The sequence below is a fragment of the Wenzhouxiangella sp. XN79A genome, from assembly GCF_012272825.1.
Classification (GTDB): domain Bacteria; phylum Pseudomonadota; class Gammaproteobacteria; order Xanthomonadales; family Wenzhouxiangellaceae.
In genome coordinates, this window is sequence record NZ_JAAWWS010000131.1 from 43,514 (window position 1) to 55,762 (window position 12,249).

General features: G+C 67.1%; 14 protein-coding genes. 3 read left to right on the plus strand and 11 right to left on the minus strand.

Going from position 1 to position 12,249, the window contains the following annotated elements; genetic code table 11:
- Positions 1-190: 190 nt before the first annotated feature.
- Entirely contained in the window at positions 191-775 is a 585-nt protein-coding gene (locus HFP89_RS02415; protein WP_168716049.1) for a LemA family protein, read from the plus strand.
- Positions 772-2,703, plus strand: a complete 1,932-nt coding sequence (locus tag HFP89_RS02420) for a DUF2207 domain-containing protein (RefSeq protein ID WP_168716050.1) — start codon at positions 772-774, stop codon at positions 2,701-2,703. Before HFP89_RS02415 ends, HFP89_RS02420 begins: the two co-directional genes overlap by 4 nt.
- 327 nt (positions 2,704-3,030) lie before the next feature.
- Here the strand turns inward: HFP89_RS02420 and HFP89_RS02425 are convergent, their stop codons facing one another.
- The 11 genes from HFP89_RS02425 to HFP89_RS02475 all read right to left on the minus strand — a co-directional run bounded on the left by HFP89_RS02425 (position 3,031) and on the right by HFP89_RS02475 (position 10,860).
- On the minus strand, positions 3,031-3,321 hold the full coding sequence (locus tag HFP89_RS02425; protein ID WP_168716051.1) for a hypothetical protein: 291 nt from the start codon (positions 3,319-3,321) through the stop codon (positions 3,031-3,033).
- A 220-nt stretch (positions 3,322-3,541) separates the two neighbouring features.
- Positions 3,542-3,925, minus strand: coding sequence for a CrcB family protein (locus HFP89_RS02430; protein WP_168716052.1), 384 nt, complete (start codon positions 3,923-3,925; stop codon positions 3,542-3,544).
- 14 nt (positions 3,926-3,939) lie between these two features.
- Positions 3,940-4,293, minus strand: coding sequence for a CrcB family protein (locus HFP89_RS02435; RefSeq protein WP_168716053.1), 354 nt, complete (start codon positions 4,291-4,293; stop codon positions 3,940-3,942).
- Positions 4,294-4,312: 19 nt separating this feature from the next.
- Positions 4,313-5,002, minus strand: coding sequence for a fumarylacetoacetate hydrolase family protein (locus HFP89_RS02440; RefSeq protein WP_168716054.1), 690 nt, complete (start codon positions 5,000-5,002; stop codon positions 4,313-4,315).
- 8 nt (positions 5,003-5,010) lie between these two features.
- Positions 5,011-6,021: a tryptophan--tRNA ligase gene (locus HFP89_RS02445; protein WP_168716055.1), complete on the minus strand. Its 1,011-nt coding sequence runs from the start codon at positions 6,019-6,021 to the stop codon at positions 5,011-5,013.
- Positions 6,022-6,289: 268 nt separating this feature from the next.
- Positions 6,290-6,694 carry a DUF2784 domain-containing protein gene (locus HFP89_RS02450; protein ID WP_168716056.1) on the minus strand — a complete coding sequence of 135 codons (405 nt, stop codon included), beginning with the start codon at positions 6,692-6,694 and terminating at the stop codon, positions 6,290-6,292.
- A gap of 27 nt (positions 6,695-6,721) precedes the next feature.
- Entirely contained in the window at positions 6,722-7,114 is a 393-nt protein-coding gene (locus tag HFP89_RS02455) for an acyl-CoA thioesterase (RefSeq protein ID WP_168716057.1), read from the minus strand.
- A 750-nt stretch (positions 7,115-7,864) separates the two neighbouring features.
- Positions 7,865-8,425: a carboxymuconolactone decarboxylase family protein gene (locus HFP89_RS02460; protein ID WP_168716058.1), complete on the minus strand. Its 561-nt coding sequence runs from the start codon at positions 8,423-8,425 to the stop codon at positions 7,865-7,867.
- A 184-nt stretch (positions 8,426-8,609) separates the two neighbouring features.
- Positions 8,610-9,149 carry a peroxiredoxin gene (locus HFP89_RS02465; protein ID WP_168716059.1) on the minus strand — a complete coding sequence of 180 codons (540 nt, stop codon included), beginning with the start codon at positions 9,147-9,149 and terminating at the stop codon, positions 8,610-8,612.
- A 219-nt stretch (positions 9,150-9,368) separates the two neighbouring features.
- Entirely contained in the window at positions 9,369-10,307 is a 939-nt protein-coding gene (locus HFP89_RS02470; protein ID WP_168716060.1) for a stomatin-like protein, read from the minus strand.
- Between the two features lie 73 nt (positions 10,308-10,380).
- Complete coding sequence (locus HFP89_RS02475) at positions 10,381-10,860, minus strand: NfeD family protein (protein WP_168716061.1); 480 nt, start codon at positions 10,858-10,860, stop codon at positions 10,381-10,383.
- A 208-nt stretch (positions 10,861-11,068) separates the two neighbouring features.
- On the opposite strand from HFP89_RS02475, the gene HFP89_RS02480 reads away from it, so the two are divergent.
- The gene (locus HFP89_RS02480) at positions 11,069-11,971 is read left to right on the plus strand and encodes a LysR substrate-binding domain-containing protein (RefSeq protein WP_168716062.1); all 903 of its coding nucleotides are present in this window, start codon (positions 11,069-11,071) and stop codon (positions 11,969-11,971) included.
- The last annotated feature ends 278 nt before the right edge of the window (positions 11,972-12,249 follow it).

Here is a 12,249-nt window from a genome sequence, read left to right on the forward strand (position 1 = left end):
GCAAGGCCGCAATGTCGGTTCAGGCGCGCGCGATACGTTACACAATGAGTGGCGGGGTGCACCAGCCTCGGAGCCGCCGGAACGAAGCGCCCCTGCGCTCTGCCCTGCTGCCTCCGCTTTGCGACCCGCCGCCTTCGCGGCCCCCGGAATGCTGCAGAATGGCAGGCCGAACACAGGAACACGCGCCACGATGGAAATCAGCCTGATCATCGCCCTCGCCGCTGGCCTGGCCGTGCTGGTCTGGGCGGTCGTGATCTTCAACCGCCTGGTGCGCGCCCGCAATCTCGTTCGCGCCGGCTTTGCCGACATCGACGTGCAGCTGCAGAAGCGCCACGATCTGGTCCCGCAGCTGGTCGAGGCCGTGCGGGCCTACGCGGGCTTCGAACAGCGCGTGCTCGAGGACGTGACCCGGCTGCGCGGCGAGGCGCGGCAGCAGGTCGACAGGGTCGATGACGTGGCCGGGCGCGACGCGGCCGAGCAGGCGCTGGCCGGTGGCCTGGGCCGCCTGATCCTGCTGGCCGAGGCCTACCCGGAGCTGAAGGCCGGTGAGAATTTCCGCCAGCTGGTGACCGAGCTGACCGACGTCGAAGACGACATCGAACAGGCCCGCCGCTTCTACAACGGCGCGGTGCGCCAGCTCAACGACCGCGTGCAGCACGTCCCCGACCGCTTCGTGGCCGGCCCGTTCGGGTTCGGCGAAGAAGCGTTCTTCTCGGCCGGCATCGAAACCCGCCGGGCGCCGGATGTCGGCCGCGCACTCCGAGCCGCTCCATGAATCGATCGCCTGCCCTTCCGCGACTCCTGCTGCTGGCCCTTCTCGCCGGCCTCGCTGCGCTGCCGGCGCAGGCCGACGAACGGATCCAGCGCTACGATGCCGAGATCACCATCCAGACCGACGGCAGCCTGTTCGTCGCCGAGACCATCGACGTGCAGGCCGAGGGCCGGCAGATCCGCCGCGGCATCTACCGCGATTTCCCGACGACCTACCGCGACCCGTTCGGCAGCCGCTACACCGTGCCGTTCGATGTCCTCACGGTCACCCGCGACGGCCGGCCGGAACCGTGGCACACCGAGGGCGTCACCGGCGGTACCCGGTTGTACATCGGCGATGCCGGCACCTTCCTCGAGCCCGGCGAGTACCGGTACCGCATCGAGTACACCACCGACCGGCAACTGGGCTATTTCGACCGGCACGACGAGCTGTACTGGAACGTCACCGGCAACGACTGGGCGTTCCCGATCGACGCGGTGACCGCGACCGTGCGGCTGCCCGGCGACGTGGACCGGACCGATCTGCGCATCGACGCCTACCTGGGCGAAGCCGGTGCGATCGGCGACCCGGAGACGGACTGGACCGCCGAGGTGCTCGCACCGGACGCCGTCGAGTTCACCGGCAACCGCGCGCTGCGTCCCTACGAGGGCCTGACGGTTGCCGTCGGCTTTCCGAAGGGCCTGGTGCCCGAGCCGAGCAGGCTGGAACGCAGCCGTCGATTGCTGGCCGACAATCGCGGCGCCATCGTCGGGCTGGTCGGGTTGCTGATCGTCATCGGCTGGCAGGCACGGGCCTGGAACCGGGTCGGCCGCGATCCCCTGCCCGGCGCGATCTACCCGCGCTACGACGCGCCCGAGGGCTACTCGCCGGGCATGCTGCGCTACGTGTTGAAGTTCGGCTATGACAGGACCGCCACGGCCGCGGCACTGGTCCACATGGCCGTCAACGGTCACCTGAAACTGGACAAGCCGGACAAGCATTTCGTGGTCATGCGCGGCGAAGGAGTTCCGGAAGCACAGAGTGAACGTGCGTTGTACTTCGCGCTGTTTGCCGACGGCGACACCTTGACCTTCAAGCCATCCGAGCATTCGCGCGTCGGCAAGGCGGTCAAGAAACACGAGAAGACCTTGCGAGCCGCGCTGGAGTCGCACTATTTCAAGCACAACCGTCGGTGGTGGATGCCCGGGCTCATCGTTGCGCTGCTGTCGGTCATCGTCATGACTGCACTGGCGCCGACCGAAGCGCCCGGAATGGGCCCGGTCATCGCCCTCTTCGCGCTGCTCTGGAACGGCTTCGTCGGCGTCATGGTCGCCGGCCTGTACAAGGGCTGGAAACAGGCCTCCGGGCTGCAGCGGGTGCCGATCCTGATCGCCACGCTGTTCGTGGGTCCGTTCGTGCTTGCCGGGCTGGGCCTGATCGGCGTGCTCGGCTGGCAGGTCGGCGTCCTGCCGATGCTGATCCTGGTCGCCCACCTGGTCCTGACGCTGACCTTCTATCAGCTGATGAAGGCACCGACGGAGCGAGGCCGCGACCTGCTCGATGCCATCGAAGGGCTGCAGCTCTACCTCAACATCGCCGAGCGCGAGGACCTCGAGCGCCGCCACGGCGGTGAGCGTCCGGTGACCGTCGAGGAGTTCGAGCGCCTGCTGCCCTATGCCATTGCGCTGGACAGCGCCGAGACCTGGGGCAGGCGGTTCGAGGACGCGATCCGGGCCGCCGAGATCGACGGCTCGATCAACAGCCGCAGCTGGTACTCGCCGTCGATGGTTTCCGGCGGCGCGCTGAGCGGCGCGGCGATCTCCAGCGCGCTGGCCGGCGGCCTGTCCAGCGGCATCGCCAGCTCGGCCTCCCCGCCCGGCTCGTCGTCGGGCGGCGGCGGGGGCGGCTTTTCCGGCGGCGGCGGAGGCGGCGGTGGAGGCGGTGGCTGGTAGTGGCCTCGATCAAGGACCGTAGCCGCGGCCTTTGGAGGATGGATGCAAGAACGCGATGGGGCAGAGAACCGCGAACAACGGCTTCGCAGCAGGCTTGAAGCGCTGATGCCCGGAACCGGGAATACCCCGGAAACCTAGCCCCGGACCTGATCCGGGGTCCAGCGACCTTCTCCGGGTCCGGAACCGCAGAACCATTCGAGGAACGGCCCCGCCATCCACCGCCCGCCCCGGTAGCGCGGTCAAGCGCAAGGCGCCGTTCGGACCTCGTGCCGCTGTCCTCGAGAGCATTCGCTCGTCATCCAGCGGAACGAACCCACCAGCTCCGCCTCAACGCGCGCGCAGGAACCGGACGACCCAACCGGAGCCGAGCAGGGCCAGCACGGCGAGGTAGGCCGTGGCCACGGCGATGACGTTGCGGCCCATGCCATCGAGGTCCATCGTGGCATGGATGCCGACGATGATCGCAACCAGGGCCAGCGGCGTGAGCACCATCAACGTTCGATCGAGTGCTCGCATACCGGCGCTGCGTCCGGACGGCGCCGATCGTGCGTACAGCCAGATCAGAAAGGCCACCACCGGCGCGGAGATCAGCAGGTCGACGAGGATCGAAAGGGGCATTCGTGAAAGGTCCTGTTCATGATGATGGTTCGTTTCGGATCGACGGTTCGGAGCTGCGGAACCGCAAGGTCGCTGCGTCCCGCATCGAGTACGGGACGACGGAAGTTCGAGTTCGTCGTTCGCCTGTGGCCATTGCCGACGAGGCCGAACCGGTGATGTGGCCCTGCCAACCGGACTGGCGTCGCTCTGCGCCGCCTGCCCCCGGTTGCCTTCGCGTCCATCATCGAGAGCATCCAGGCCGCCGGGCCGGCAGCTGCCCGATCCGATGCCCGGCCACCACGCCCGCCGCCCAACTGCCCGCGGACCCCAGCACGAACACCGTCGAGGCCGCGAACGAGGACTGCAGCAAGGCGTCGGCCTGCAGGCTGAACATCGAGAACGAGGTCAGACCGGCCAGCAGGCCCGGGACGACGAATAGCCGCTGCAGCGGACCGGCGTCCAGGGCGCCGTCGGGGCCGGTCAGCGCGGCGTAGACGCCGATCGAGAATGCGCCGACGAGGTTGGCGGCGAAAACCGCGAACAGGCCTCCACCCAGCGCCGCCAGACCGAAGCGGGCCAGGCCGCCGAGCGCGCTGCCGGCGCCGACGGCCAGCAGTCGCTCCACCTGCCCCGGCCTCGTCACGCCAGCCACTGACCGGCCCGGAACAGCGCAAGACAGCCCAGCACGGTGACCAGACCGTAGCCGATCCACCGGGCACGATGCCTCCGCCGCTGCCAGCTTTCGAGCACGAAGGCCGAGACGGTGGTGAAACTGCCGAGCGCGGCGACCAGGCCGGTGCGCAGCAGGCCCGATTCGTCCAGCGCAGGCCAGGCCGCCGCGGCGCCGAGCAGGTACGATCCGAGCAGATTGACGACCAGCGTGCCGATCGGCCAGCGCCCGTCGTCCCGGCGTGTTTCGATCGCGACCACCAGCGCATGGCGGGCCATCCCGCCGAGTGCGGCACCCAGCGCGACGGTCGTAACGCTCCACACGGCCGGCTCACCCATCGCGTCAGATGCCCGGAGCGACGATCTCGAAGTCCAGCGCAGGCAGGCCGTCGATCCGGGCCTCGACGCGGTCGCCGACCTCGAGCACACCGACGCCGGCCGGCGTGCCGGTGAACAGCACGTCGCCGGGGTGCAGCGTGACTTCGTGCGACAGCCGGGCGATCAGCTCGCCAACCGGCCAGATCATGTCGCCGAGCACGGCCTGCTGGCGCGGTATTCCGTTGACGGCCAGCCGGATCGCTGTCGTTGGCTGCGGCATCCAGTCCTCGGCCGAGGCCCAGCGGCCCATCGGCCCGGACGCGTCGAAGCCCTTGGCCAGCGCCCAGGGATGCCCGGCCTGCTTGGCCCTGGCCTGGACATCGCGGCGGGTCAGGTCGCAGCCCACCGCCCAGCCGACCACGCAGGACAAGCCCGCGGCGGCATCGAGGTTGCGGCCGCCCTGCCCCAGCAGCGCGACCAGTTCGACTTCGTGATGGAGCTCCTCGGTGGCCGGCGGAAACGGCACGGTCGCGGCCTGGGTCAGCGCGGTTGCCGGCTTGGTGAAGAAGATCGGCGTGCCGGCCTTCGGGTCCGCGCCCATCTCGCGGGCGTGCTCGGCGTAATTGCGGCCCACGCACCAGGCATGGCGAATCGGAAACCGTGCATCGTCCGATCCGCGCAGGGCCGGCGGCGACCAGTCGGCGGTGTGGGGCATGCGATCGGCTAGCCGAGGGCCCGGATGCCGACCGCTTCACGCAGCGACCGAATGAACGGCGCGGCCACGTCGCGGGCGCGCTCCGCGCCGAGCTTGAGCTCGTGCTCGATCTTCGCCGGTTCGTTGATCAGCGCCTCGTAGCGCTCGCGCGGCACTGCGAGCTCGGCGTTGACCCGCTCGAACAGCTGCTGCTTGACCTCGCCCCAGGCGATGCCGTCGGCAAAGGCCTGGCGCATCTCGGCCCGCTGGGCCGGCGTGGCGAAGGCCGCATACACCGCGTAGACGCTGGCGTCGTCCGGATTCTTCGGTTCCCCCGGCTCCTGGGAGTTGGTCTTGATCTTCATGATCGCCTTGCGCAGCTTCTTTTCCGGCAGCCACAGTGCAATGGTGTTGTCATAGCTCTTCGACATCTTGCGCCCGTCGGTGCCCGGCAGCGTCGCGACGTGCTCGTCGGTGACGGCTTCGGGCAGCACGAAGTGCTCACCGTAGCGGTGATTGAAGCGACCGGCGATGTCGCGCGCCATCTCCAGGTGCTGGACCTGGTCCTTGCCGACCGGCACGTCATGGGCGTTGAACATCAGAATGTCGGCCGCCATCAGCACCGGGTAGCTGAACAGGCCCATCGTGATGCCGTGGTCCGGGTCCTCGCCGGCGGCTTCATTCTCGGCCACCTGGGCCTTGTAGGCGTGGGCCCGGTTCATCAGGCCCTTGGCGCAGGCGCAGGTCAGCAGCCAGGTCAACTCGGGGATTTCCGGAATGTCGGACTGGCGATAGAACACGCTCTTTTCGGTGTCCAGGCCCAGCGCCAGCCAGGTCGCGGCGATTTCCAACGTCGACCGGTGCACGCGCTCGGGCTCGAAGCACTTGACCAGCGCGTGATAATCGGCCAGGAAATAGAACGAATCGGTGCGGGCGTCGCGGCTCGATTCGATCGCCGGCTTGATCGCGCCGACGTAGTTGCCCAGGTGGGGCGTGCCGGTGGTCGTGATGCCGGTCAGGACGCGCTTGCGTTGGCTCATCGGGCGGTTCCGGGGAGGTCCGTGAATCCTCCTATTCTAGTCAATCCGTGTCCAGCGCCGGGCCTGTGGAAACGAACGGTGGCTCGCCGAACCTTCGCTCGCAAGCTCACTCCCACAGGAGGTCTTGCTTGGCGAAATCGGCCGTCCGGCATTCAGCCCCGTAGCCCGGACAAGCGCAGCGCGCCCGGGAATTTCCTGTGGAACCCGTTCCGGAACGTTCCGGGTGCGCTGCGCCTGCCCGGACTACGAACCTGGACCCCGCCCACTGCTACGAGCGGTGCCGGCCCGGTGGAAACCGCCACCAGCTCCAGACGACGACAGCGCCGAAGGCCGTGTACGCCGCCACGAACACCCACCACGGCAGGTCCAGGTACAGGTAGCGGCTGATCCAGGCCTCGATGAAACTCTGCTCGTGGGTCGCCAGGCCGGCCGCGCGACGCAGGTCCTGCTCCCAGATCGTCAGCGGACACAGCCGGCCCAGCCAGGCCTGCAGGACGACGATGGCGATGGTGACCAGGTGGGCCAGCCGGAACGCGAGACTGCGGACCCAGGTCCAGTCGCGCCAGCCGCCGATCAGGATCAGCACCTGCCCGCCGACGACGAAGCCCACCACCAGCGCGTGCACGACCAGGATCGCGTCGGCCCAGAACGCCGGATCGGTAAACGTCTGCATGATGCCGACCGATGCGCCGCGATGGCCTCAGCCCTCGGGCAGGACCCGCACGGGCTGCATCTTTTCGTCGACGGCCACCATCACCAGCTCACCCTGGATGGCCAATTCCTGGTCGCCGGACAGCGGGTCCTCGCGCAGGATCGAGACCGTGACCGTGACCGAGGTATTGCCGACCCGGGTGACCTCGCCGATCAGCTCGACGATGTTGCCGCGCGGAATCGGCGTCTTGAAGTCGACCCGGTCCATCGACACCGTCACCACCTGCCGGCGCGCGAACCGTGTTGCGGTCAGGAACGCGACCTCGTCCATCCATTTCATCGCCGTGCCGCCGTACAGCGTGCCGATCGGATTGGTGTCCTGCGGAAACACCAGCTTGGTGATCCGGGTGCGGGCGTGTTCGGTGCGTTCTTCGACGTTCATGCGCGGACTCGTGGATCGGGACGTGCGTTCATTCTAGTGCGCTCGAGCGGTCGGGGCTTCGTTGACCGGTCCGGGCCGGTTCCTCAAGAGGATGAGCGCGAAGACGCGAAGAGAAAAGCGGTTCCTGATTACGCACGTTTCTCAGCCGCTAGTACAGCCCTCCGGAGGCTTGCAGGAAACTCGAGAACAGCAAGCAAGGGCGCTTCGAAAGCGCTTTTTGCCCCGGTTCGACTGTTGGAGGGCGCTTGCGCGCGAAGGGTGGCCGCTTCCGAAGTCGTTCGCGCGCAAGCGCCCTCCAACAGGCGGTCTTTCTGCCAGTCCGGCATTGGGCTGGAATCTCGCTTGTGATGGAAACCCGTCCTTCGAATCCGATCGGATGATTCAACGGCTCGCCTGTATCGCCTGCCGCGACGCTCCGATGCCAGGACGCGACCCAACCGTGGCCGAGATTCATGCGTAATCAGGAAGCGGTTTGTTGAAACGAAGGCTTCGGACACCCCGTAGCCCGGGAAAGCGCAGCGCACCCGAGGGTCTTGTGCGTATCGGTCCGCAGGCAATCCCGGGGCGGCCTGCTACCTTGCTCAGGCGACGGGTACGGGGTTCTCAGTCAGTTCTTCTTGCTTTTCTCTTCGCGTCTTCGCGCTCATCATCCAACCGAACAAAGCCGACAACGCAAAAAAAAAGACCCCGGCCGGGCCGGGGTCGACAGGAGGTTTCTCGATGAAGACGGGCACGCCCGTCGCGGGTGGATCAGGCGGCCTGCGACAGGCCCTGCTCCAGTGCCGGTTCGGTGGCCAGCACGGCGGCGACGGCGTGGATCACCGACGCGATGCGGACCGCGTCCTGGATCGCCTTGGCCGTGACGCCGTTCTTGACCAGGATCTGCTCATGGCTGTCGATGCACATGCCGCAGCCGTTGATGGCCGACACGGCCAGGCTGATCAGCTCGAAATCGGTCTTCTCGATGCCGGGGTTGCCGATCACGGTCATGCGCAGGCCGGCCGGCATCCGGGCGTATTCGTCGCTGCTGGCCAGGTGCAGGAACCGGTAGTAGATGTTGTTCATGCCCATGATCGCAGCGGCGGCCTTCGCGCCCTTCAGCTGGGTGTCGTCCAGCTTGCCGGCCGCCTCGGCTGCGATCGCGGTAATCAGTTCGTCGTGGCGCGAGGCGATGGCACAGGCCAGCGCGATGCTCCAGACCTGGGTTTCGTTCAGGGCCTCGTGCTGATCTGCGTCCAGCACGTTGCCGAAATTGATCTTGAGGTCCCGGGCGTAATCCGGAATCGTCTGCTTCAGTGCATCGATGCTCATGGTTTTCTCCTTGAAGTTCGAGTCCAGAACGCGGTGTCGATCGCACCGCGCTGCGAGAAATTCGGTTCGGAACCCGCCGATAGGAAAAGCGCCGGCCGCGGCGGGGCGGCCGGCGCACATGCCCCTTCGAAACTACTCAGGAAGGGACGGTCGGGGACTCGGTCAGCCCCCGGTCGGGGCAAACTCAGGCGGCCTGCAGGTGGTCGTCACCCGGCTGCCAGTTGCACGGGCACAGCTCGTCGGACTGCAGCGCGTCGAGGACGCGAAGCGTTTCCTTCGGGTTGCGGCCGACGTTCATGTCGGTCACCGACACGTGGCGGATGATGCCCTGCGGATCGACCAGGAAGGTCGCACGGTTGGCCACGCCTTCTTCTTCGTGCAGGATGCCCAGCGCGCCGGACAGCTCGCGCTTGACGTCGGCCAGCATCGGGATCCGAAGATCCTTCAGGTCGTCGTGGTTCTGGCGCCATGCCAGGTGGACGAACTCGGTGTCGGTGCTGGCGGCCAGGACCTGGCAATCACGATCGGCGAATTCATCGGACAGGTCGCTGAAGGCCTTGATTTCGGTCGGGCAGACGAAGGTGAAGTCCTTCGGGTAGAAGAACACCAGCAGCCACTTGTCGCTGTAGGTGTTGCTGTCGATGTCGGTGAAGGCCGACTGGATGTCGGTGCCGACGGTGGCCTTCAGATTGAAGTTCGGGAACTTGTCGCCAATGGTAAGCATATCGATGACTCCTTGAGTTCAGGGGCAATGGTTCGAGTTTCATGAAAAAACTCCGGTGCTGTCCCGCGACCGGATGCCCACTAAGATACGCCCGATTCCCGATATTTCAAATTGATTGTTTAGATATACCCGATTCGGTTTGCCTATTCTTCTCACGAACCCCTGCACCGCAGGCGCTGGCGCCCGGGCCGGCGGCCTGCGCCGGCCCGGGCCTTGCGATCAGTTGCCCCGGTGACCGCTGCTGCGGGTCGTGTCCAGCGTCCGGGTCAGGCCGGCCACGACACCGCCGATGTCCGACAGTTCGGCCGGCAGGATCAGCGTATTCGACGCCTGGGCCAGCTTGCCGAACTCCTTGACGTACTGCTCGGCGATGCGCAGCGACACCGCGTCGGCGCCGCCGGGCTGGTTGATCGCGCTGGCAATCCGCTCGATGCCCGCCGCGGTGGCCTGGGCGATCAGCAGGATTTCTTCCGAACGCCCCTTGGCCTCGTTGATCTGTTTCTGCATATCGCCCTCGGAGACGTTGATCATCTCCTGCTTCAGGCCCTCCGAGACGTTGATCTTGGCCTCGCGCGCGCCCTCCGACTCGGCGACCACGGCCCGGCGCTCGCGCTCGGCGCGCATCTGCTTTTCCAGCGCGTCGCGGATGGTTTCCGGCAGCACGATGTCGGCGACTTCGTAGCGCAGCACCTTGATGCCCCAGGGCTCGGAGGCCTCGGCCAGCACTTCGACGACCTTTTCGTTGATCGCCGAGCGCTCCTCGAACGACTTGTCGAGATCGATCTTGCCGATCACCGAGCGCAGGGTGGTCTGGGCCAGCTGGATGGCGGCAAACCGGTAGTCCTCGATGCCGTAGGAGGCCAGCCGCGGATCGATGACCTGCATGTAGATCACGCCGTCGACGTGAATCTGGATGTTGTCCTTGGTCACGCAGGCCTGCTGCGGGACGTCGATCGCCTGCTCCTTCAGCGTGTGCTTGTAGGCGACCTTGTCGATGAACGGGATCAGCAGGTGGAAGCCGGCGTCGAGCACGCTCTGGAAGCGGCCGAGTCGCTCGACGACGTAGGCCGACCGCTGCGGCACGATCTGCGCGGTCTTGACCAGCGCGACGACGACGATGGCAAGGACGATGAGAGAAAGCAGAGTGGGAAATTCCATGCTCGGACTCCGGAACGATTCAGATGGACGGTGACTACGAGAAACGGGGCAGCCGGCGGGCTGCCCCGGCGAATCAGGGCTCGCCGGCCACGGGCCGCTCGGGCCGGGTGCCGGACACCTTCAGCGTGATGCCGCGATGGCCGATGACCCAGGCGGTGTCGCCGGGCGCGAGTTCGCTGGTCTCGTCGTCGAGCTCGGCGGTCCACTCCACGCCGCTCAAGCGGACCCGGCCCAGGCCGTCGACGAACGCGGCGGTCACGGTCACCCGCTCGCCGCGCGCCTCGATCAGGTTCCTGTCGCCGTCCCAGCGATCGGACACGCTGCCGCGGAACCAGACCTTGACCTTCTCGCGGGCGAGAAGCAGCGCGGCCAGCGACAGGATGGCGAACAGCACGATCTGCTCCGGCGCCGAGGAGAGCAGGCCGACCAGGGTCGCCAGCCCGACCAGGATCGCGCCGACGCCGAAGAACACGGCGATGATGCCGGTCGCGAAGAATTCCGACAGCACCAGAAGTGCGCCGAGGATCAACCAGAACCAGGCAGATTCGATCACGTCGGACTCCCGTCCACCCAAAACGAAGCCAGTCCCGCATTATAGGTCGATCGGCCGGCCCGGGCCGAACGATCACTCCCCGGCGGCGCGAAGCGACCGGCGACCGTCCTCGCCGCACGGCCCGCGTGTTCGATAGATGGAAGCGATGGAACGCGAAGAACCGATCGAACATGCATAATGGCCGGACGCCGAACCCGGACCACGAAGCATGAACCTGCGCGCCCTGCAATACCTGGTCACCCTGGCCGACGTCCGGCATTTCAGCAAGGCCGCCGAGCGCTGCCACGTCAGCCAGCCGACGTTGAGCACCCAGATCCGGAAACTGGAAGAAGAGCTCGACGTCCTGCTCGTCGAACGCTCGCCGCGACATGTGATGCTGACCGAGGTCGGCGAGGACGTCGTCCAGCGAGCCCGCGCCCTGCTCGGCGAGGTCGACGCGATCAAGTCCATCGCCCGCCGCAGCCGTGATCCGCATGCCGGCACGCTGCGGGTCGGCATCTTCCCGACCCTGGCGCCGTATTTCCTGCCGCATGTCGTTCCGGCGATCCGCAAGGCCTATCCGCGGCTGACCCTGCGCCTGTTCGAGGAAAAGACCGAGGACGTGCTCGACCTGCTGGCCCGCGGCAAACTCGATGCCGGACTGCTGGCGCTGCCGATCGACAACGACTCGCTGGTCACCCGGGTGCTGTTCGAGGAACCGTTCGTACTGGCCGTGCCGGAAGGGCACCCGCTGTGCAACGAGGCGACGGTCAGCATGGCCGACCTGGTCGACCAGGAGCTGCTGCTGCTCGAGGACGGGCACTGCCTGCGCGACCAGGCGCTGGAAGTCTGCGCCCTGGCCGGTGCGCACGAACAGCTGGACTTCCACGCCACCAGCATGGAAACCCTGCGCCAGATGGTCGCTGCCGGCACCGGCATCACCCTGATGCCCGTGCTCGCCGTCAAACCCCCGGTGGCCCACACCGAAAATCTCGTCATCCGCCGCTTCGAAGCACCCGGGCCCAAGCGCACCATCGCGCTGGTCTGGCGCAAGTCCTCGGCGTTGTCGGGCTTCCTGGAAGAACTGGCCGAGGTGCTGGCGGGGATCGATCCGGAGTTGTTGAAGCCCTGAAGCCAGGTGCCGGATTCGAGAATCGGCTCGACGGCGTTCTGCCGCAGATGGACGCGGATAGGACCGGACCGGACCGAATCGACCGCCGCTCGACTCTTCACGTTCTTCCAGGGAACCTCAGAGCAAGTCTGCGCGGAGCGCGTTTCAGTGGGAAAGGCCGCAGATCGTGCGTGCCGTGGCGAGTGACAGCAGCCGTCGCGCCAGTCGAGTCACATCGCGTGCGAAGCTGCGGCTTCCTCCGGCGAAACCCGGTCGGAACGGGCCGTTGCGGGCCACCC